This is a genomic window from Pseudofrankia coriaricola (genome assembly GCF_001854805.1).
Classification (GTDB): domain Bacteria; phylum Actinomycetota; class Actinomycetes; order Frankiales; family Frankiaceae; genus Pseudofrankia.
Genome location: NZ_MBLO01000025.1, coordinates 75,359 through 96,071, shown reverse-complemented (window position 1 = coordinate 96,071; position 20,713 = coordinate 75,359). Strand labels below are relative to the sequence as shown.

Sequence of the window (20,713 nt, the reverse complement as noted above, 5' to 3'; positions counted from 1 at the left end):
AGCGCCCCGGACGTGTCGTCTGGGGGCAGGTAGCTCAGTCGGTACGAGCGTCCGCCTGAAAAGCGGAAGGTCGGCGGTTCGACCCCGCCCCTGCCCACCACCTCTGACCAGCGGGTTTGCCTCACAGATGAGATCGTTTAGAGGCTTTTGAAGATCGTTATGTAGCAACGGATGTAGCAACTGACCGTTTTGCTAGAACGGCGGATGGTCCCCAAGCACCCCGCTGACCAGAACAAACACCTTGGCTGAGCGTCCGCTTCGAGACGCCACATCTGGCCACACTCCACGCGATCGGGCCGCTGGAGCCCCCCGATCTGCGACGACAGCATCGCGATCCAGCGAGTCACATTCCTCTGCGTTCGGTCACCAGCCATTGCTACACGGGTTGCTACAAGTGAGCCGCAGAGCTCGGCGGCGCCCTCCAACACAGCCGGCTGACCTGCCCATACGCACGGAGCGGTCTGGCCGACCGTCCGCTTATGGGGCGGACGGTCCCCGATCGCAGTTTTTTGGTGTTGACACGCCTCGTCGGCCCAGAGAAACCGCCCGGTGCAGGCAGCGGCAGCGGCGTGCGGCCGCCTCCAAGCAGGCGGGCCAAGCCCGTGCGGCCGCGGTGCGGCCTGGCGGGCGGTGGGCTTGCACTCCATGTCAGACACGCCCATATAGGGCTGCGAGTTCGTCATCCTGGTCGAGCTCGACGGTCCCGCCGAGCTCACGGACGCACGGCTGCGCGCCAGCCCCACCCTGCTCTCGCCGTGACGCGGGGATCCTCCGGCGATCGCTGGACAGCGAAACCATTAAGTCGTTTATGATGCCCCAGGCCGGAGGTCGCCGGCTCGCACAGTCGGGAGCGTCCATGTCGCTGCGCGTGATTCAGTTCTCCACCGGGAACGTCGGGCGTCGCTCCTTGCGCTCGATCATCAACCGTCCCGGGCTGGAACTGGTGGGGGTGCATGCCAGCAGCCCCGACGAGACCTGGACCGCCACCGAGACCATCACCTGCACGATGATGACCGTCGAGCCGGGCCAGGTCGCCGCCGTCCGCTTCGCCGTCGAGGGCATCATGCGCGGACGCCCCGCGATCGTCATGGAGCACGTGAACCGGCTGACCCCCCAGGCCGCGCCCGAGTGGCCGTTCCCGCCCGACGGGCGACCGGGCGTGCACCGGGTCGTGATCAAGGGTGTGCCGGGCGTCGAGATCAACACCCATGTCGGCGACGAGCGCACCGATCACAACGAGGCTGGCGTCATCGCGACGGCGGCCAAGGCCGTGAACGCGATCCCCGCGGTCTGCGCGGCGCCTCCTGGGCCCACGCACCTGTCCGACCTGCCGGTCGCCCAGGCCCACGGCCTCATGTCGTGACGTCGCGCGGCACGCGTCGCGTCGGGTCGATCGCGCCGACCCGGCCGGCGAGCGGCACGCAGGAGCGCGCCGAGCGGACCCGCGCCCTGATCATGGAAGAGACCGTGCGCTGCGTGGTTGAGGAAGGCTTCGCCGCCGCCAGCGCCAAGCACATTGCCGAGCGGGCGGGCGTCACCTGGGGTGTGATCCAGTATCACTTCGGAGACCGTGATGGCCTGCTGACGGCCGTCGTCGACGCGAGCTTCGACGAGCTGCGCCGGCGCATGGCCGCCGTCGGGGTCGGGGCTGGCTCCACCCGCGAGCAGGTCGGCGCGCTCGTCGAGGCCGCCTGGGCCGCGTTCTGCACTCCGGCGTCGCGAGCGAGCCTGGAGATCGCCGTCGCGACGCGCAGCCAACGTGACACGGCGACGGGCGAGCATTTCGCCTTGATCGCGGCCGAGCTGGCGCGCCTCGGCGAGGAGCTGATCGCCGAGCGGCAGCGCCACGGTGACGCGAGAGCCGTCGGCCACCTGCTCTGGGCGGCGCTGCGCGGGCTGGTCTTCGCCCAGCTGGCCACCCGCGAGCCGCTCGACACCTCCCGTGAGCGAGCCGCGCTGGTCGACCTGCTGGTCGCGCACCTGGAGCCCGCGAGCGCGGCCCGTGCGGATGCTCACCTGACAGGAGATGCCTCATGACGCACGGACGCCTTCGCGTGGTCCAATGGACGACCGGGAACGTAGGTCGGAGGGCGTTGCGCGCCATCGCGGCCGATCCGCGCCTGGAGCTCGTCGGCTGCTTCGCGCACAGCCCGGACAAGGTCGGCGTCGACGCCGGCGTGCTGGCCGGGGGAGAACCGGTCGGGGTACTGGCGACAGACGACATCGACGCCCTGTTGGCCACCCACCCCGACTGCGTCAGCTACTCCCCGATGCACTTCGACGACGACCAGGTCAGTCGTCTCCTCACGGTCGGCGTCAACGTCTCGACGACCGCCGAGTTCATCACCGGTGACTACCTCGGCGCGCAGCGGCGCGCCAGGCTGGAGCGGGCGGCGTTCGACGGTGGCGCCACCTTGTTTGGCTCCGGCGTTAATCCTGGCTTCGCAAACCTCTTCGGGCTGGTCAGCGCCGGGATCTGCCAGCGGGTCGACCGCATCCGCGTGACGGAGTCCGTGGACGCGAGCGGGTACGAGTCGGCCGAGACCCAGGGGGCCATCGGCTTCGGGCTCCCCATCGACACTCCCGACTTGCTGACGCGTGCCCGGCGGGCGACGACGGTGTTCGCCGACGCGGTGGCGCTGATGGCCGACGCGCTGGGCGCCGAGCTCGACGACATCGTCTTCGACGCGCAGTTCGCCGTCGCGACCGACGACGCGGACCTGGGATTCATGGCGATTCCGAAAGGCACCGTCTCGGGCGTACGCGCCGCCTGGACGGGAACGCGCGGCGCAAAACCGTTCGTCGAGTGCCGCGTCCTGTGGGTCATGGGCCCGCACCGGGAACCGCCGTGGAAGGTCGGCCACGGCTACTTCGTCGAGATCGACGGGCTGCCCGCGGTCCGGTCCCAGTTCCAGATTCTCCCGCCCCCGGACTGGTCGGAACCGAACTACATGGGCCTGGGCATGATCATGACGGCGATGCCCGCCGTCAATGCCATCCCCGCGGTCTGCGCCGCGCCGCCGGGAATCGCCACCGTCGCGACGCTGCCCCTGGTGACGGCCGTCGCGACGAGCCTTTAGAAACCGTCCTCCCGCGCCGCGGGCCCACTGCGAGGAGCAGCCAGATGTCAAAACCGGGCTTACATCACGTCGTCTTCTGCGTCCGCCGCGAGAACCAGGACGCGGCCGCGGCCCTGTGGAGCGACCTCGGGTTCACCTTCACCGAGATCGACCTGGCCGACGTGGGCCTGCGGGTCCTGCTCGACTGGGACGGCGGCATCGAGGTGATCGCGCCGACCGCGGCCGGAGGGTCCGAGGCCGCGGACGTGGAGCGGTTCCTGGCGGAGCACGGCGAGGGCGTCTACTCGGTCGTCGTGAAGGTCCCGGACATCGACGCCGCCACGGCCGTCGCCGAGCGGCATGGCAGCCGGGTCGAGTACAGCCAGGACCGCAGCACGCCGGGATTCTCGCTGCGCGAGTCGCGGCACGCCGCCGTCTTCGGCATGCCCGCGACCTTCCTCGCCACCGACCTCCCGTGACGCGACCGCCAGGCGGCGGCGGACCGCACTACCCGACGTATGGACACCATGGAGGACCGCGAGATGACCGGTGCTGACGGCTTAGCGGGCGGGCCGGGTCCGTCCCTTTTCGAAGCCGGGAAGGTCGCGGTGGTCACCGGGATCGGGCCGGGCATGGGACGCAGCATCGCGCTGGGGTTCGCCCGGGCCGGCGTCGACGTCGTGCTCGCGGCGCGGCGGGCTGACCGGCTGGAGGCGGTAGCCGCCGAGATCCGAGCGTTGGGCCGGGAGCCGTTGGCCATCCCGACGGACATCACCGACGCGAGCGCCTGCCAGCGCCTCGTCGACGCGGCGGCCGAGCGGTTCGGCGGCGTCGACATCCTGGTGCAGAACGGCCACCACGAGGGCGACTGGCAGCCCGTCCTGACCGCCGATCCGGATGTATGGCGGGGCATCTTCGACGTCAACCTGTTCAGCGCGCTGCACCTGGTGCAAGCGGCGGTGCCGATCATGAGAGAACGCGGCGGCGGCTCGGTCATCCTCGTCAACTCGGGCGCCGCGGTGCGGACGCCGGCCACGATGGGCGCCTACTCGACGTCGAAGGCGGCGCTGGCGGCGCTGGCGCGCACCCTGGCGCTGGAGGTCGGCGGCTTCGGTGTCCGGGTGAACGGCGTCTTCCTCGGCCCGGTCCAGGGGGAGAACCTGGAGCGCCTCGGGGCCGGCGCGGCGGCGGCCGCGGGCACGAGCGTGGACGAGTGGCTGGAGACCAAGGCTACCGAGATGCCGCTGGGCATCGTCCCGTCGCCCGACCAGTGCGCCGGAGCAGTGCTCTTCCTCGCGTCCGACCTGGCCAGTGTCATCACTGGCCAGCACCTCGCGGTCAACGGAGGTCAGTGGCTGTCATGAGCACCTCAACCGAAACCGGCTTACCCGGGCGCACCTACCGGGTCATCCAGTGGGCGACGGGCTCGATCGGCCGGATCGCGATCCGGCACTTCGTCGACACCCCGGGCTACGAGTTGGTCGGGGTCTACGTCACCAGCGCGGAGAAGGTAGGGGTCGACGCGGGGACGCTCGCGGGGATCGACCCCGTCGGCGTGGCGGCGACCGGCTCCGTCGACGACGTCCTCGCGTTGGAGGCGGACTGCGTGAACTACGCGCCGCTGTACGCGGATGTCGACGAGATGTGCCAGATCCTGCGGTCCGGAAAGAGCATCGTCACGCCGACGGGCTGGGTGTTCCCGGCCGGGCTCGCGAACCAGGAGCCGGTCGCGCGGCTCGCCGCGGCCTGCCGCGACGGCGGTACCTCCCTTTTCGGCGCGGGCATCCACCCCGGTTTCTCCGGTGACCTGCTGCCACTGACCGTCGCCCGGCTGTGCACCCGCATCGACCGGGTCACCGTGCAGGAGGTCGCCGACCTCGCGCCGCACCCGTCGCACGCGATGAACTTCGACGGGCTGGGCTTCGGCCGCGACCCCGACGACGCGCGCAAGAACCCCAGCCCGTTGATCCACACGATGGAGAACATCTTCCGCGAGTCGATGGCGCTGCTCGCCGCGGGCCTGGGCGTGACCATCGACGAATACACGACGGACTTCGACGTCGCCGTCGCGAAGACCGACCTGACCGTGCGGTCGGGCGAGATTCCCGCCGGCACCGTCGGGGGCATGCGCCACGAGTGGATCGCCCTGGCCGGCGGCCGGCCCGTCATCGTCTTCCGCAGCTTCTGGAAGATGTCCGACGACCTGGAGCCGAACTGGGGCTACGGCACCGTCAAGTACTCGGTGAGCATCGAGGGCGAGCCGTCGACAACCCTCACCCTCGAACCCGCGCGCAAGCACCCGACCGGCGACGAGGGCTACTGGGGCCGGGTCTGGACGGCGATGAACGCCGTCAACGCGATCCCGGCCGTCTGCGCCGCACCGCCCGGCATCCACACCCACCTGGACCTTCCGCTCGTGCGCCCGGCAGGCCTCGTCCGGCCCGGGCCGGCCACCGTCGTGCGGTCCTGACCCCGCCGCGTCCCCTCGTTCCAGCCTGCAAGCCCCAGCGCGGACCGCACCAGCGCGCCGCTCGCCGGCATCGACTGACGGGTAGGAGAAGCATGTTCAAGGACAAGTACGGGCCGTGGGCCTTCATCGCCGGCGCGTCCATGGGTATCGGCCGGGCGCTGTCGCTGGAGGCGGCGGCCCGTGGGCTGAACGTCGTGATGAACGCCCGCGGTGCCGAAACGCTCGCCGCGACCGCCGCGGAGGTGCGGGCGACCCATGGCGTGGAGGTGCGCGAGTTGGCCGCGGACCTGACCGATCCGATGATCGGCGAGATCGTGGCCGGCGCGACGGATGACCTGGAGATCGGGTTATTCGTGTACAACGCGACGGTGGCGCCGATCGGGCTGTTCCTGACCCATTCGCTGGAGCTGCAGCTGCAGTCGGTGCAGGCGAACTGCGCGACGCCGCTCATCCTGTTGAACCAGTTCGCGCCGAAGATGGTGGCGCGGGGCCGGGGCGGGATCTCACTGGTCAGCTCCACCGGTGGCACCCAGGGTGCGGTGACGAGCGCTACCTACAACGCGGGCAAGGCGTTCGAGTGGATCCTCGCCGAGTCGCTGTGGAGCGAGCTGGGCGACCAGGGCGTGGATGTCACCGCGATGCTCGTCGGCGCGACCGCGTCGCCGAACTTCAACGCCTTCAAGGACACCCTCGACCCGGAACTGTGCAACAAGGCCAACTCCGAGGACCTGCTCGACCGGATGCGCAACGGCCTGGTCAACCCGACCGAACCGGAGACGGTCGCCACCTCGCTGTACGACGGGCTGCCGAACGGCCCGGTGACCTGGTCCAAGCCCCTCGACGAGTGGATCACTACCCGGTCACTGGCCATGCCGCGCGACGAGGTCACCCTGACCTGGCGTGCGCTCATGGAGACCTCGACCCGCCCGCCCGAGCGGCAGGCCCGGTAGGACCGGACCCACGGAGACGAGACATCGATGAGCAAGCTGCGTGTCGTTCAGTGGACGACGGGAAAGACGGGAACCGCCGCTGTCCGTGGGCTGGTCGGGCATCCGGCACTGGAGGTGGTCGGCTGTTACGCCTATTCGCCGGAGAAGGTCGGTAAGGACGTCGGCGAGCTCGCCGGGATCGCGCCGATCGGCGTCACGGCGACCGACGACGTCGACGCGCTGCTGGCGCTGAAGCCGGACTGCGTCGCCTACATGGCCTACCGGCCGGACTTCGACCAGCTCGACCGAATTCTGTCGGCCGGGGTGAACATCGTGTCCACGATGTACATGCTCGCGGGCGCGGGCTACGGCGAGGACGTCCGCGACCGGCTCGCGGCCGCCTGCGAACGCGGCGGGTCGTCGCTCTACACGTCCGGCGTCTACCCCGGGCACATGGGCATGACCGTGCTCGCGGCGAGCGCGATGTGCACCCGGATCGACCGGATCTCGATGCTGGAGTCGCTGGACATGAGCGGCTACGCCAACGAGCGGATGTTCCGCGCGATGAGCATCGGCCTGCAGCCGGACGACCCGGCCGCGCCCGGGATGATCGAGGTGAACTGCGGGTCGTTCAAGGAGCAGATCCGCGTCCTGGCACACGCCCTGGCGATCGAGCTCGACGACGTCCGGTTCACCGCCGAGTTCGCCGCCGCGACGGACGACATCGACTTCGGATTCATGAAGCTGGAGAAGGGCCAGATCTCGGGCTTCAAGGGTGTGATCGCCGGGATCTCCGGCGGCCGGCCCGTGATCGAGTGCCGGTTCGTGTGGAAGGTCGGCGACCAGATGGAGCCGAACTGGCCGGTCGAGGACGGCTACGTGCTGGAGATCGAGGGCGACCCGGGCGTCCAGGTGCGGCTGGCGCCGATCGGCAGCGCCCACTTCGCGTCGGCCGGGCCGACCGCCATGCCCGCGGTCAACGCGATCCCCCACGTCGTCGCCGCGGCCCCCGGCATCGTCAACCACGCCGACCTGCCCTTCGTCACCGGCCGCCACCTGCTGAACCGCGAGAACGCGTAGCGTATCTTCAACCCTGAAGGTGGTCGTCACCGCCGCAGCGCCTGCCGCGCCTTCGATCTGGGTCGTCTGCTATGCCGTGAGTCTGCCCAGATAACTGCTCTCGGCCGGAACGTCGCCCGACGGGTGCTCCGGCCGAAATCGGTCTCGCGGCGCATCAGGGTCGACGCGTTCCGGCGGAACTGCGTAAACAGATCGACTGTGCGGCAGAATGAAGCTTGAGAAGGAGCCCGCGTCCGCCGGTATTGGCGGCGGACGCGGGCTTTTTCGATTCCTTGCGTCAGTCTCCTGCGCTAACCTGATCCTCGGTCGTAGCCGGGTTCACGTCGCCCTGGATATGCATGTCACTCCGTAGCTGTGCGACGAGGCGGCGAGCTGTGGGCGACCCGATCCGGAGGCGTTTGCGAAGTGTTTCTGCGGAGATCGGTCGGTGGTAATGCTGCCAGTGGAGAACGTCTTCTGCGCGAGCCCGGTGCATCAGATCCTGCTCGCGCGCCGCACCGTCGAGCCCACATGCCGCGGCGGCCGCTTCTGCTACCTGATTCTGGCGAGCCCGCGCGGGCCATCGAGACGCGCCCATAAAAAGCGACTGAGGTACGACCCGCGGGGCCGATGCAAGCGCCTGCCTATCAGCCGCGTGCATGGCTTCGATCAGGCCGGGCCCGACTTCACCCCAGCCGATCAGCAGCAAAGGGCCGACAGCATCGAACGCGGCTTTGCCGTATCGGCCGGCGATCAACGGCTCCGCGACGTTCAGAGCGAGGGTGACGACGCTGGCAAACAGCAGCAGACGGCGGGCCGATCGCTGCACCTCAGTAGGCCCGCCGTGCACCGCCAGGTGCCGCGTTCCGAGAAGCAGCCCGACAACGGACAGGTCGACTGCCGGGGATTCAGGGGAGCCACGAATGCCGTCACACCCAGACGCAGACCCAGCGCCCACGAGTTGCCGAACCCGAACGCGAAAGTCAGCCCGACGACGACCCCGATCATGATCGTCACCAGGTTCCCTGTCTTGCCTCGCCCCGCGGCGCCCAACGATCCGGTTGCTGGGCCGATCTTCGAGGTTTCCCCGCACTGCTCCACCGGGTACCACCACAGATCGATGACAGCGACACGTTCGACCTCGCGCGCCCCGTCCGACGACGTTCCGGGGCACCGCAACGATCGAGTGGAGGTGTAGCAACGGGTGTAGCAACGGTGGCGGCCAACCACGAACATTGGCGGCCTTCGACGGCCGAAAACACACGTCCACGGACACTGACATGACGGTCGGTTCGGCCTGAAAAGCGGAAGGTCGGCGGTTCGACCCCGCCCCTGCCCACGAGCTGGCTGATCCTGTTCGCTGCCCTTTGGGCAGCTTCCCGCCAGCCGCGATATTGCCCCGGGGTCGAGCCCCGGACCCCACGCCCGGGGGGTGTCCCCCGGGACCCCCGATGTCGAGCTTCGCTCGACCGGGGGTTTTCTTTCATTTGACGGCAAGCCTGACGGCAACGTCCCTCAGCGGAGTTGGTCGTCGAGCTTCCGCAGCGCGTTCCGCTTCTCCTCCAACGCGGCGTGCGCGTAGATCGTCATCGTGAGTTCGATCGCCGAGTGGCCCGCGATGTCCCGGACGATGTGCGGCGGCACGCCGAGGTCGAGCAGCAGCGAGACGGAGGCGTGCCGAAGGCCGTGGGTGCGCCGTGAGGTGCTGTGGTTCGAGTGGAGGTGAGAGACCTCTCCGCGGCTTCCAGCCGCGGCGCAGGTTGCCGGGCTCGGCGGGAGTTCCGACGGTCGTGCCGCCCCTCGATCGACCAGGAGCTGCGAACGCTGGTGACCGTCTCGCCCGGACAACCCGACCTGGGGCCACCCTCGCACCCGTGTGTCCCGGCCCTCAGGATTGCGACCTCTCGACGCCAATGCGCCTGGCGAGCATGGCAGCCCGCCCCTCCACGTCGACACTTCTTCGCCGCGAAAGCCTGGACCGGTCGGGTTCCCGGTAGAGGTTGGCCGGGGCCAGCAGTTGGAGCCACCGTCGTCGTCGAGGAGTCGCCCGCCGCAACGCGTCGCGCACGGCCGCGTGACGCCGCCACGCCAGGTTCGCGTCCTGATCCGTCACGGCTTCGGCCGTGAACAGGGCGCGGTCGGTCTCCTTGCCTAGTTCTCGCAGCTGTGTGACCGCTGGTGTGGCCAGCCATGCCTGCGCCGAGTGAGCGATCTCCGCCCCGGTCGCCGCCGCCGGCACCGGATGGTGGGCCGCGCGAAGTAGGCCGACGGTATCCCGCCAAGCACTGCTGACCCGGTCGCCGGGCGAGCCGACCGTCTGGCTGCGTCGCCGACGCGCCCACGGGACGGCAAGGATGACTCCTGCCCAGGCTGCCACGCCCACCAGCAGGAGGATGGTGACGACCAGCCACCAGTGGGATGCGCCGCGACGAGTGGTCTCTCGGTCGGCGGGCCAGGGAGATGGGGCCGGCGCGAGCAAGGCCGGCCGGCCGGCGGGCCGCGCCGAAGCGGCGGCCGCCTCGGCGGCGCGGACGGCGGCTGCCCGCTGGGCGGTCTCGCCAAGCGCCGTCCCCCCAGCGCGGCCTGGTTCGTCGGTGGCGCTGGGAGTTGGGTAGAAGGCGAGCCAGCCGGCGCCGCGAAACGCCACCTCGGGCCAGACGAGCGCGTCGCGGCCGTGCACGACGCGGACATCCGATCCAGCCTCGCGCTGGCCGGGCTCGAAGCCGACGACCAGCCGGGTAGGGAGTCCGAGCGCACGGGCGACCAGTGCGAACGTCGCGGCGAACTGCTCCGACGTTCCTTGGCGGGACACCGTCAGAAAGCTGATGAGGTGCCCGTAGGTGTGTCCGGAATCGGCCTGTGGGTTGTACCGGTAGCCGCTTCGGAGCAGTTGTTCGAGGAGGGCGGCACGCGTGAATGGAGTGGCTGCGAGGCCGCCGACCAGGTGGGCGAGGTTAGCCAGAGGCTGGGGCAACGCGCCAGGCAGCGACAGCGCCGGGGCGTAGGCAGACCCGGTGGCAGGCACCACCGAGGCCAGTTCCTGTCCGGACAGTTGGAGGGGCGACGCCGAGAACACCGTGTAGTGCGGCTCGGTCCCGGTCGGGCCCACTGCCATCAGCGTGGCGCTGTCCGGGTCCGCCGCGAGGCCCGGGGAATCGACCTGGACGGGACGGTCCGCCGCGGGCACGAACGGTCCTGGCAGGTGGTCGATGTCGATGTCCTGCCGGATCCGAGGTGCCTGAGACCGGGACACGGCCGGGATCACGGTGCCAATCCGCATGAACCGCCCGGACGACGTCCAGTTCTGCCCGTCGAAGCTGTCGAGGGTTACCAGGCGGAGGTTCGGCGATCCGGGCGAGCGGACCTTGAAGAGCGGGACCGCCGGTTGCGTCAGCCAGGCGGGCACGGCATTGAGCGGGTCGTAGGTGGCGATCGACGCGTACGGGACCTCTCGATGTTGCCGTAGATCGTAGGGATGTCGACCAGCCACTCCGGGTAGCCGGGGTCCAGCAAGGGCGGCGGCGACGAGGCTCAGGGCGAGTAGCGCGGCCGTCGCCGTGGTCGAACGACGCCGCGCTGAACCGCGGCGAGACGGAGCAGATGCATGCCGGCCGACGGCCGGCTCCATGTGACCGGTCGGGTCTGGTCCGCGATGTCGCAGTACCGCGAGGAGAAGCCCAGCGCCTAGCAGCGACGCGGCCGGCCACACGTTCGATCCCGGTCCCGCCCCGGACATCACGACTCCCGCACAGAACATGGCGACAGCCGGCAACAGGGGTACGGGCGTGGCCCGGGTGCGCAGGGCCAGCTCGGCCCCGGCGCCCGCCGCCAACCAGGTCGCGGCGGAAGGCAGCGCCAACAGGTCGGGGTTGGGGGGAGCAGGCGGCGCGTACTCCAACAGATGGGCCCAGCCGGACGTCAGGGCTGATCCGGCCCGAGCAAGGGCGGACGGCGTAGGCAGTCCATGCCCTGCCCCGTGAAACAGGGTTGCCGATACCAGCAGCAACCAGCCTCCCGCCAGAATCATGCTCGACATCAGCATCGGGACGCCTCGGGACGGCCGTGTCAGCCTGACCGCCCCGGCCAGGCCGACCGGTAGGAATGCCGCGAGCAGTACGGGAGCGACCAGCTCCCGCGTGGGAAGGGAGCGGTGGAAGGCCGCGCCGCCGGCGGCCGCGGCGATCGCGACCGCAAGCAGTTCACCGGCCACCCGCCCGCGGTTCGGCGCCGGCCGGCGCCGGACCGGTGTCACCGATAACGGAGCACGCACCGGATTGGCCGAACCGCCGGCCCCGGCGGACGTCTTCACCCGCGTGGACGACCTGGCGGCCACGTCTGGCCGAACACCCGACCCATTCATCGGGGCCGTCCTCTGGTGGACGTCGCCCGGTTCCAGACCTGGGGAAGGTCCGCCAGGGCCGATACCGCGCACACCGTCACCCGTCCTTTCTGATCCACCACAGGTCCGCCGTCGGACCCGTTCGGCCCGGTACTAGTCCCGGGCGGTGGGGTGCGCCCGACAACCTGGATGACGGTGACCCGGTCGAACAACCGTGCGGCCCGGCTCGTCGCAGTCAGCTCACCGGCCGCCCGCTCGCCGGTGACCAGCGTCAACATGCCGCGTCCCGCCGAAGGCCCCGTCCGGCCGATTCTCGCGAGGGCCACGTTCAGAGTCGGCGTATCGTTCAGGCCCGCCCGCGTGAGGAAATCGAGGACCGGCGCCGCCCCGGCATCCCACTCGTGCGTGTCCAGCCGCAGTCCGTCGCTGGTTCGCAGGCGAAGTGGGTACCGCCGTGAGGACGACGCGAGCGCCACCGACCCGGCGACGTCCCCCGCCAGCTCGAACAGGTCGTCCTCGGCGCCGGCTGGCTCGCCGGTTTGCCGGTATGCCGAGCGTCGGCAGTCAAGCAGGACAGTCGAGAGCGGCAGCGCGGGCTCGACATGTTCCCTCACCAGTAGGTTGCCGAGCTTCGCGCTACTCCGCCAATGGACACGCCGAAGGTCGTCGCCGGGCCGGTAGTCGCGCAGCGCCCGGAAGGTGACCGCGCCGTCTGGGGCGGCGTCGCTGGTGGCGCCGTCCGGACCGCGGTTGCCGGAGGAGGTGGGCGCCGGCAGCGCCACGGTGACGGGGTGGACCGATAGCGTCACGCCGCCGTGGCTCACGCTCCGGCGGCGTTCGGCGAGGCCGAACGGGTCCTGAACCCGAATGGTGGCCGGACCGGCTCGCAGGAAGCCGCGCCGCGCGGTGGGTAGGGCGAAGGTCACCGTCCAGTCGTCTCCGGACGCCAGCGCACCGATCGACCTCGCGATGCTGTTGGTGCCGGTCGCCCAGTCCAGCGTGACCTCGAGCGCGAGTCGCGGCGTCGGCCGCGCGCCGCGATTGCGCAGCGAGACGATGAGCCAGGCGTCGCCACCGCGCGCGACCCGGGACGGAGCCAGGTCAAGCGACACCGAGACATGGGCCGGGCGTGCCACCACCAGCAGTCCGGCGGCGACGGCGAGCAGGCAGCCCACGGCGAGGACGACGAGTTCCGGGTATCCGAGCAGGTATCCCGCAGTGGCAAGGACGAGCGCGCCGACGCTGATCCCCCAGCCTGTCGTAGTAGGCATCGTTTCAGTTCTCGTGGCGGCCGACGGCCGGCTCGGGAGGCAGGGTGTATGTCGGCTTCGATCCAGGCCGGGGCGTGGGCAGACGCATCCGGGGAACGGCCACGGTGCCGGTCAGTCGAGCGACGACGGCCTCCGCGGTCGTTTGGTTCATCTCGGCTTCGTCGGTCAGTAGGAGGCGGTGGGCGAGGACCGGGCCGGCGAGCGCCTTCACGTCGTCTGGCGTGACATAGTCCCGGCTCTGGGCCGCGGCGCGTACCTGGGCCGCGCGCAGCAGCGCCACGCTGGCCCGAGGGCTCGCCCCCAGCAGGAGATCGGGTGACTCGCGACTCGCGGCGACGAGCCGGACGAGGTATCCGGCAAGCTCGGCGGAGACGTGGACACAGCGGGCGAACTTGACGAGCACCCGGAACCTCGCCGCCGAGATGGCAGGTCTGAGGTCGGCGGCCGTATGTCCGGTGCTCTGGTCGAAGAGCACCTGGACCTCGTCGTCGTACGGCGGATAGCCAACCCGCGTCCGGATCAGGAACCGGTCGAGCTGTGCCTCGGGGAGGGAGTACGTGCCGTCCATGTCGAGTGGATTCTGAGTGGCCACCACCAAGAAGGGCCGGGGCACCGGCCGGGGTGCGCCGTCGACCGTGACCTGCTTCTCCGCCATGACCTCCAGCAGGGCCGACTGCGTCCTCGGTGACGCGCGGTTTATCTCGTCGGCGATGAGGACGTTGGTGAAGACCGGCCCTTCGTTAAAGATGAACTCGCCGGTCCGCTGGTTGTAGACCGTCACCCCCGTGACGTCGGAGGGCAGTAGGTCGGGCGTGAACTGAATCCGCTGACAGGAAAGATCCAACGAGGCGGCTAGGCAGCGAGCGAGCGAGGTCTTGCCTACACCGGGGACATCCTCCAGGAGAAGGTGGCCCTCGGCGAACAGGCAGATGAGAGCAAGGGTGACCACATCCCGTTTACCCCGGAGGACCTTCTCCACATTCGCGACCAGGGCGCCGAATTCGGCTGCGAATTCGGCCGCGTCCGGCGGTGGCTCGAACGCAGTGTTCATCTCCATTTTCTCCCCCGTGGGTGCCACAGAACTCCGATTGGTGTCGTCCGGAAACTCGTCGGTCGCCGTCGACCCGCCGCGACCCGCTCGCCTTGATGGGGCGGCAACGTCAGGGGTCGGCCGGGCTACTCGGCGCGACCCGCTCGCCTTGATGGGGCGGCAACGTCAGGGGTCGGCCGGGCTACTCGGCGCGGTCGGGGTGGTGAGTGCGGCCGGGCTAGCCGGATTGACAGGCGCGGACGGGGTTCCCGGTGCCACCGGAGTCGTCGTCGCGGGCGTGGTGTTCGGCGCCGATGGAGCCGCTGGAACGGTGACCTCGACGGTCTGTAGGGTGCTGAGGTCCTCGCCGGCGGCATTCACAGCGATCACGCCGATCAGAACCTCAGTTTCGGGCGGGATGCCGGTCACCTGGTAGCTGGTGACCGTGACTATGGCGCTTTCCTGGGCGTATCCCGTACCGCTTGGGAAGATCCAGGCTACGACGTACACAAGAGGACCGGAATCATCTGCCGGCGGCGCCCAGGAGACGGTGATGACACCGCCGGCCGCGGTCGCGCGCAGCGACTGCACCGGGCCGGGTGGTCCGTCGGGCGCGGCCGAGGGTGTCGAGGAAGGCGGCGTCGGGGTCTCCGAGGCGGGTGGCGTCTCACTGGCCGAGGGAACCACCACCGGCGGCGCCGGACTGGCCGAAGGAACCACCACCGGCGGCGCCGGACTGGCCGAAGGAACCACCACCGGCGGCGCCGGACTGGCTGACGGAGATGGCACCGGCGTCCCCGTCTGGCTGGACGAAGTTGGGGGTTCGAACTGGGTCGGCCCTGACGCCGGTTGACTCTCGACGACGGGTGCCTCCGGCTGGGTTGCCGGTGGGGCGGAGCTGGACTGACCGCCGGTCTCTGGCCGCGTGGCCTGATCGGCCGGCGGCGAAGCGCCCAGGGAGACATCTGTTTCACCCGACGTGGGCGCTGGCGACCCACCCACGGGACCGGGCACGGCTCCCGGCGTGGCGGCGGCCCGCGGCGACGCGGCTCTCGTCTCGGGCGGCTGTACGGCCGGCGACCTATCCGAGCGTGGCGGAGAGACCGGGGGCGAGCCCGTAGGCCGCGCCGGTGCGGCGGTGACGTGCGTGGGTCCCGGTGACACCGTCGGGCTGGCCGCCGGCGTCGTGGGTGGCCGGGTTGGCTGCTGGGCCGCCAGGGTCGGTGTCAGCGCGGTTCCAGGCGGTGGCGCGGTGCGGATCGCGGGGGTGGGCTCCGATGTGCCGGCCGAAGGGAGGATGGCTGCGGCTAGCTGAGCGCCGGCGGTTGCCGGCTTGTACTTCACGATGCGACGGACGACGCCGTCGTCGACGACGACCGCCGCCGGGCCGGCAGGATCGTTGGCCCATACGAGATCACCCCGGCTGAAGACCTCCAGGTCGGCTGGGCCTGGCGTCACCGCGGTCGACGGGCTGAAACGCCCGGTGTCCACGTCGTACTCGATCAGCACCCCCGACCCTCGATCGGCGAGATAGACCCGGGTCCCCAGCTCCACAGGTGCCGTGAGACTGCCTGTGCGGGTCTCGGAGCGCAGATCGACGCGGCGGACATGGCCGCTGCGCAGGTCGGCGAGCAGAAGTGCCCGCGCCGTCGGTGCCACGAGGGCCAGCACCTGCCCGGTCGCGGCTTGGCCCACCAGGAGGCCGATGTCGTCTCCGGCGAGCGTCGGCAGGCGCAGGGACGGCTGCGCCCGGCCACCCGAGACAGGTATGAGAAGGCCATCCGTCGAATCGACGGCGACGATCCCCTCGCCGTACACGGCGACGGCCAGGTGGTCACCGGGCCTTGCTACCTCCACCCCGGCACCGGCCACGCCGCCCCGCACCGGAAGCACCTCGCCGAGATCTGGCAGCGCGAGCCAGAGAGTCCCATCGGCGGACATCACGGCGCCGCTGACCGCGGACTGCACGAGCACGGGGCGGCCAAGAGGTTTTAGCGTCGTCGAACGCAGCCTGGTGACAACCCCGTTGGCGGGATCCACCGCGTAGGTGTCAGCGCCCGTCACCACATAGGTGCCAGCCGGGCCCAGCTCCACGGGGCCACCGAGATCGAGAAGAACGGGGTCCACCCGACCGACAGAGCCGCTTGCCGAGTCGACGAGGTAGACCTGCTGGTCGTCCTGTACGACGGAGAACGAGCGGCCCGCGCCGCCAATGGCGGCGACCAGGGCATCTGGACGCGCGGAAAGACCATTCACCCGCGATACGGTGCCAACTGTCGCGTTGGCCAGCCACGCCGTGTCCGCGACGGGCATCGGAGCGGGGCGTCCGTCGCTCCTACCGAGGACAGCGATGCACACCACGCCGCCGACAGCCAGAGCCGCCACAAGCAGCGCGGGAAGCTGACGCGAACAACCGGAAACTAATCTCACGAGCCGCCCGCCCCCCGACGAGATATCCATGCGTGCGCGTCGCGGGCACCCTCTCGGCGGGGCCGGCGGCTGATTTCCTGACGGCCCCGTCCGTCCAGGGCCCGTACCGACGTACCATAGTGATGGCAGAGGCGATGCTAGACGTTGGGATGGCGGACGGGAAGCCCGTCGACCGACAGGAAAGCGAAGATCTTCTCATCGGGGGACGTGAAATGTTCGCGCGCCGCTTTCTTGCTAGGAGAAAGTCCGAACGTCTACCTGATTCAGGCCCGCTGCCCGGGGACGGAACCACTGTCCGACAGGGCGGCACCGGGCAGGGGAGCCATTCGTCCCGGCACAGGTCTGTTCATTCGCGGGTTGCCGCGTGACGAGGCTGTCGGACGCCAATCCGGCCGGTAGCGAGAGCGAGGACGAACCGGCACCGCTTCTGCTGGTCGACGCTGGAGACAAAGGTCCGAAGGGAGACATCGGCGCTACTCGGCCGGCCCAGCGCTACCTGTACGACGCCTTCCTGTCCTACAACCAGGCCGCCGACCGACAGCTGGCCCCGTCCGTCAGGACGACGCTCCACCGGCTGGCGCGGCCGTGGTACCGGCTGCGGGCGCTGTGGGTGTTCCTCGACAGCCGTGACATGGCGGCGGAGCCCGATCTCCCGCGCTCCGTCACCGCGGCCCTGGACCGGTCCCGCTTCCTGGTCGTATTCGTCAACGAGCAGGCGGCGGCGTCGAAGTGGGTGGAACGTGAGGTCAGCTACTGGTTGAAGTCTCGATCCTTCGAGTCGGTCATCATCTGCCGCACCGGAGGCACGCTGGCCTGGGACGCGGCCGCGAACCGTTTCGTCGGGAACGCGCTGCCACCATCGCTACAGGTCGCGTATGACAACGAGCCTCGCTGGGTCGATCTGAGCTGGGCCGCCCACCGCGCACAGTCCTCGCACGACACCCGGTTTCGTGACGCCGTAGCGGAGATCGCGGCGCCGCTGCACGGAGTGACCAAGGAACAGCTTGTCGGCGAGGACGTCCGGCAACGCCGCCGAACCCGATGGCTGGTCGGTGCCACGATCCTCGTGCTCCTGCTGCTGACTGTCACGTCCGCGGGGCTGGCGGACCTCGCGCTCGCCCAGCGGGACGAGGCACGCCGGCAGACCGCGGCCGCCATCTCCCAGCGGGTCGCCGTCCAGGCCGCGGCCCTGCGGCAGACCGACCCCTCCCTGGCGGCGCAGCTCAGCCTCGCCGCCTACCAGGTCTCTCCGACGCAGGAGGCTCGCGACAGCCTGCTCAGCAGCCTCTCCGGTTCCCTCGACCAACGGTTGACCGGCCCAGCCACGTCGGTGACGTCGGTGGCCTTCAGCCCGGACGGCCGGCTGCTGGCGGCGGGCTACGGCGCGGACGACACGGTGTGGCTGTGGGACGTGCGCGACCGCGGTCGCGTGACCCCTCGGTTGAGCGTGATCCGAGCCGGCCTGACCGGTGTATACGCCCTCGCGTTCTCACCCGACAGCCACACCCTGGCGGTCGGGGGGATCGGCGCCGCGGTTTGGGACCTTACCGATCCGCGCCACCCGACGCGGGAGGCCGCGCTGCCCACCAGGTCGAATCCGATCGCGGCGATCGCCTTTCGCCCGACGGGCGGCCTGCTCGCCGCCCTGGACAAAGCGGGTGAGGTCCACCTGTGGCAGGTGACGGACTCGCGCCGCCCCGTGACCGGGGCGGTCTTCTCCTACGGCGGCCGACCGTCGTCCCTGGTTTTCAGCCCAGACGGACGCGGCGTCGCCCTTGGCGAAGACGGGACGGTCGTACTGTGCGACCTCGCCGACACCGGCCGTCTGACTGTCTCGACCCGCTTGCCCACCGGAGAGGGGTCACGTTCTGGCCCCGCTCCCCTCGCGTTCGCCCCGAACGGCCGGCTACTGGCCGCCGCCGGCGACGATGGCGACGGTCCCACCGTGTGGGACCTCAGCGAGGGACGGACCCCACGGCCCCAGCTCCTGCCGGTGGTTCAGTCGGCCGATCTCACCGGGCTGGCCTTCAGCCCCGACAGCCAGACCCTGGCTGGGAGCTCCGCGGACCACACGATGGTGCTCTGGGACATAACTCGGCGAATGCCCGTGAAGTCCAAACCACACCCAGGGTTTGTGAGCTCGGTGGCGTTCAGCCCGGACGGCACCACTGTCGCCACGGGAGCCGTCGACGGTGTGGTGCGGCTCTGGCCCGTCCACGGCAGGGTGCTCGACAATCAGGGCGGGAACACCACCGCGCTCGCTGTCGGACCCGGCGGCCGCCTCCTCGCGCTCGCCGGCGTCGACCGGACAGTCCGGTTGGTGGACGGCACCGATCCGCCAAGGCCGCGGGGTCTGATTACCGGGCTGCCCGCGCCGGCGGACTGTCTGAGCGTGAGCGCCGATAGCCGCGTCCTGGTGGCGTGTGCGGGCGCGCGCGCCTGGCTATGGGACATCTCTGACCCGGACCGGCCCGTCCCGCGGGGACCGCTACCCGCGACCGACGTGAGCTCGGCTCAGTTCGGCTCCGCCGCCAATGCCCTGCTGGCGACGGGCAATCCCTACGGCACGGTCACGCTGTGGGATGTCGCCGACCTCGAGCGGCCGCGGACCATGACTCAGCTCTCCTTCCCGAGCTACGCCGAGGCCACCTGGTCCCTGGCGTTCGATCCCGCTGGGCGGACGCTGGCCTCCGCCGGACCCGCGGTCGTGGCGCTGTGGAATCTCGATCAGCCGCGCGGTATGCCCCAGCTGGTCGCGGCGGCCGACGACGCGACCGCGGCGGTCGCCTTCAGCCCCAACGGGCGGACCCTGGCCGTTGCCGTCCTGGGACACGCAGTGAACCTCTTCGACGTCACGGCGGCCCCACCCCGGCTCGTCGCCACGCTACGCGGCCACACCGACTCGGTGATCGCCATGACCTTCAGTCCAGATGGCCGAACCCTCGCCAGCGGAGGCAAGGACGGCTCTGTCAGGTTGTGGGACGTCGCCGACCCCTCGCGGGCACGACATGCGGCGACGCTTACTAGTTCCTCTGGCATGATCAACGGGCTCGGCTTCGTAGGCGGTAGTCGCATGCTTGGCGTCGCGGCCGCGACAACGTGGCTCATGGATACCGATCTCGCCCATGGGGTGAGCGGACTGTGCTCACGGGTGGGCGATCCGCTCAGCCGCGACGAGTGGCAGCGGTACTTCGCCGGCCGTCCCTACCGTCCGCCGTGCCGATGAGGGGGCCGACGTGGTGGCCCTCGGCTGGGCGGCCGGTGGCCCTTCTCCGGGGACTCCGGTCACGCCACGACGGCGGTGCGGCGACCGACACCGGCATCCGGAGGACCCTGCGCCCGTCGCCAAGGGTCGCGCTCGTCGCGGTCGTGGTGATCGTCGGCGGCGTGGTGACCGGCCTGCTGCTCACCGGAGGGAAACCGGCGCCTGTCCCGTCCAACGGTCTGGCCGGCCAACCTGCGTCCGTCGTCGTCGACGCCGCGGTCGCGGCTCTCGCACACGCGCCCGGGGTACGCGTCATCGGGACGACAGACGAGGGGGGCCGCCACGCCCATGTGGATATCCGGTTCCGGCAGGGAGCCTGCGACTCGCTGCTGGTCCTGGCCCACGGCGACGTTCGGCTCGTCCGGGTCGGCGCGGAGACGTTCGCCTGGGAGACCGCGGGGGCACTGCTGGACCTGATGGGGGTCGGGTTGGTCGACCCGGCGAGCCTTGCCTTGGTCCAGGGAAGGTGGCTGAAACTGCCAACGACGATGACGAGTCGCCTGTCCGGCCCGGACCAGCTGACCCTGGCCGGATTCGCCGAGTCCACCGTCGCGGATCCGGCCCTACGGGCCGGACGCGTCCGCCCGACGCGCCTCGGCGGTCGCATCGCGCTGATCGTGACCGGCGCCAACGGCTCCCTGCTCTACGTCAGCGGCACCGGAGATCCCTACCCGCTGCGGCTCGAGCGCCACGATGCCACCCAGGCCACCTACGACTTCTCCGACTACGGTCGGATGTTCAGGATCTCCCGGCCGGCCGGGGTACTCGACCTCACCCCGCTGCTGCCAGCCCAGCCCCTCGACGCCAATTGACGTGCCCGGGACGATCCCTGTCCCGGGGCGGGTCCGCGGTCCAACGTGA

Annotated in this window: 14 protein-coding genes, 1 tRNA gene and 2 pseudogenes; 11 read left to right on the top strand and 6 right to left on the bottom strand. The window is 70.4% G+C overall.

Translation table 11 applies throughout. From position 1 onward, the window contains the following. Nucleotides 1-23: 23 nt before the first annotated feature. From BCD48_RS04615 to BCD48_RS04570, 9 genes are all read left to right on the top strand, one after another. Nucleotides 24-100: transfer RNA gene (locus BCD48_RS04615), tRNA-Phe, on the top strand. 756 nt (nucleotides 101-856) lie between these two features. After that, entirely contained in the window at nucleotides 857-1,363 is a 507-nt protein-coding gene (locus BCD48_RS04605) for a hypothetical protein (protein ID WP_071046968.1), read from the top strand. Beyond that, nucleotides 1,360-2,037, top strand: coding sequence for a TetR/AcrR family transcriptional regulator (locus BCD48_RS04600; protein ID WP_071046967.1), 678 nt, complete (start codon nucleotides 1,360-1,362; stop codon nucleotides 2,035-2,037). Before BCD48_RS04605 ends, BCD48_RS04600 begins: the two co-directional genes overlap by 4 nt. A gap of 56 nt (nucleotides 2,038-2,093) precedes the next feature. After that, nucleotides 2,094-3,080 (top strand): NAD(P)H-dependent amine dehydrogenase family protein, encoded by a 987-nt coding sequence (locus BCD48_RS04595; RefSeq protein WP_241841507.1) that lies wholly within the window; start codon nucleotides 2,094-2,096, stop codon nucleotides 3,078-3,080. 44 nt (nucleotides 3,081-3,124) lie between these two features. After that, a complete protein-coding gene (locus BCD48_RS04590; RefSeq protein ID WP_071046965.1) occupies nucleotides 3,125-3,538 on the top strand; it encodes a VOC family protein in 414 nt (137 codons plus the stop codon). A gap of 63 nt (nucleotides 3,539-3,601) precedes the next feature. Next, on the top strand, nucleotides 3,602-4,423 hold the full coding sequence (locus BCD48_RS04585) for an SDR family oxidoreductase (protein ID WP_071046997.1): 822 nt from the start codon (nucleotides 3,602-3,604) through the stop codon (nucleotides 4,421-4,423). Then, entirely contained in the window at nucleotides 4,420-5,529 is a 1,110-nt protein-coding gene (locus BCD48_RS04580; RefSeq protein WP_071046964.1) for an NAD(P)H-dependent amine dehydrogenase family protein, read from the top strand. The genes BCD48_RS04585 and BCD48_RS04580 overlap by 4 nt, the downstream gene beginning before the upstream one ends. A gap of 92 nt (nucleotides 5,530-5,621) precedes the next feature. After that, nucleotides 5,622-6,479, top strand: coding sequence for an SDR family NAD(P)-dependent oxidoreductase (locus BCD48_RS04575; RefSeq protein WP_071046963.1), 858 nt, complete (start codon nucleotides 5,622-5,624; stop codon nucleotides 6,477-6,479). Nucleotides 6,480-6,506: 27 nt separating this feature from the next. Next, entirely contained in the window at nucleotides 6,507-7,538 is a 1,032-nt protein-coding gene (locus BCD48_RS04570) for an NAD(P)H-dependent amine dehydrogenase family protein (RefSeq protein ID WP_071046962.1), read from the top strand. Between the two features lie 277 nt (nucleotides 7,539-7,815). Here the strand turns inward: BCD48_RS04570 and BCD48_RS53155 are convergent. From BCD48_RS53155 to BCD48_RS50490, 6 genes and pseudogenes are all read right to left on the bottom strand, one after another. Continuing rightward, nucleotides 7,816-8,525: pseudogene (locus tag BCD48_RS53155) on the bottom strand (hypothetical protein). A 507-nt stretch (nucleotides 8,526-9,032) separates the two neighbouring features. Continuing rightward, nucleotides 9,033-9,309 (bottom strand): annotated as a pseudogene (locus tag BCD48_RS04560) (tyrosine-type recombinase/integrase); the annotation flags it as partial. 96 nt (nucleotides 9,310-9,405) lie between these two features. Next, nucleotides 9,406-11,727 (bottom strand): transglutaminase TgpA family protein, encoded by a 2,322-nt coding sequence (locus BCD48_RS04555; RefSeq protein WP_131803777.1) that lies wholly within the window; start codon nucleotides 11,725-11,727, stop codon nucleotides 9,406-9,408. A gap of 146 nt (nucleotides 11,728-11,873) precedes the next feature. Further along, nucleotides 11,874-13,127, bottom strand: coding sequence for a DUF58 domain-containing protein (locus tag BCD48_RS04550; RefSeq protein WP_071046958.1), 1,254 nt, complete (start codon nucleotides 13,125-13,127; stop codon nucleotides 11,874-11,876). Nucleotides 13,128-13,131: 4 nt separating this feature from the next. Next, a complete protein-coding gene (locus BCD48_RS04545; protein ID WP_116271420.1) occupies nucleotides 13,132-14,178 on the bottom strand; it encodes an AAA family ATPase in 1,047 nt (348 codons plus the stop codon). A gap of 165 nt (nucleotides 14,179-14,343) precedes the next feature. Then, entirely contained in the window at nucleotides 14,344-16,617 is a 2,274-nt protein-coding gene (locus BCD48_RS50490) for a YncE family protein (protein WP_131803775.1), read from the bottom strand. A gap of 334 nt (nucleotides 16,618-16,951) precedes the next feature. On the opposite strand from BCD48_RS50490, the gene BCD48_RS04535 reads away from it, so the two are divergent. Both BCD48_RS04535 and BCD48_RS04530 read left to right on the top strand, forming a co-directional pair. After that, nucleotides 16,952-19,813 carry a toll/interleukin-1 receptor domain-containing protein gene (locus BCD48_RS04535; RefSeq protein WP_071046955.1) on the top strand — a complete coding sequence of 954 codons (2,862 nt, stop codon included), beginning with the start codon at nucleotides 16,952-16,954 and terminating at the stop codon, nucleotides 19,811-19,813. 35 nt (nucleotides 19,814-19,848) lie between these two features. Next, nucleotides 19,849-20,664 carry a hypothetical protein gene (locus BCD48_RS04530; protein ID WP_071046954.1) on the top strand — a complete coding sequence of 272 codons (816 nt, stop codon included), beginning with the start codon at nucleotides 19,849-19,851 and terminating at the stop codon, nucleotides 20,662-20,664. Nucleotides 20,665-20,713 lie beyond the last annotated feature (49 nt).

Coding starts and splice junctions, on each gene's coding strand:
- BCD48_RS04575 (WP_071046963.1), top strand. CDS start 5,622: ATGTTCAAGGACAAGTACGGGCCGTGGGCCTTCATCGCCGGCGCGTCC.
- BCD48_RS04605 (WP_071046968.1), top strand. CDS start 857: ATGTCGCTGCGCGTGATTCAGTTCTCCACCGGGAACGTCGGGCGTCGC.
- BCD48_RS04580 (WP_071046964.1), top strand. CDS start 4,420: ATGAGCACCTCAACCGAAACCGGCTTACCCGGGCGCACCTACCGGGTC.
- BCD48_RS50490 (WP_131803775.1), bottom strand. CDS start 16,617: ATGGATATCTCGTCGGGGGGCGGGCGGCTCGTGAGATTAGTTTCCGGT.
- BCD48_RS04550 (WP_071046958.1), bottom strand. CDS start 13,127: ATGCCTACTACGACAGGCTGGGGGATCAGCGTCGGCGCGCTCGTCCTT.
- BCD48_RS04585 (WP_071046997.1), top strand. CDS start 3,602: ATGACCGGTGCTGACGGCTTAGCGGGCGGGCCGGGTCCGTCCCTTTTC.
- BCD48_RS04590 (WP_071046965.1), top strand. CDS start 3,125: ATGTCAAAACCGGGCTTACATCACGTCGTCTTCTGCGTCCGCCGCGAG.
- BCD48_RS04545 (WP_116271420.1), bottom strand. CDS start 14,178: ATGAACACTGCGTTCGAGCCACCGCCGGACGCGGCCGAATTCGCAGCC.
- BCD48_RS04570 (WP_071046962.1), top strand. CDS start 6,507: ATGAGCAAGCTGCGTGTCGTTCAGTGGACGACGGGAAAGACGGGAACC.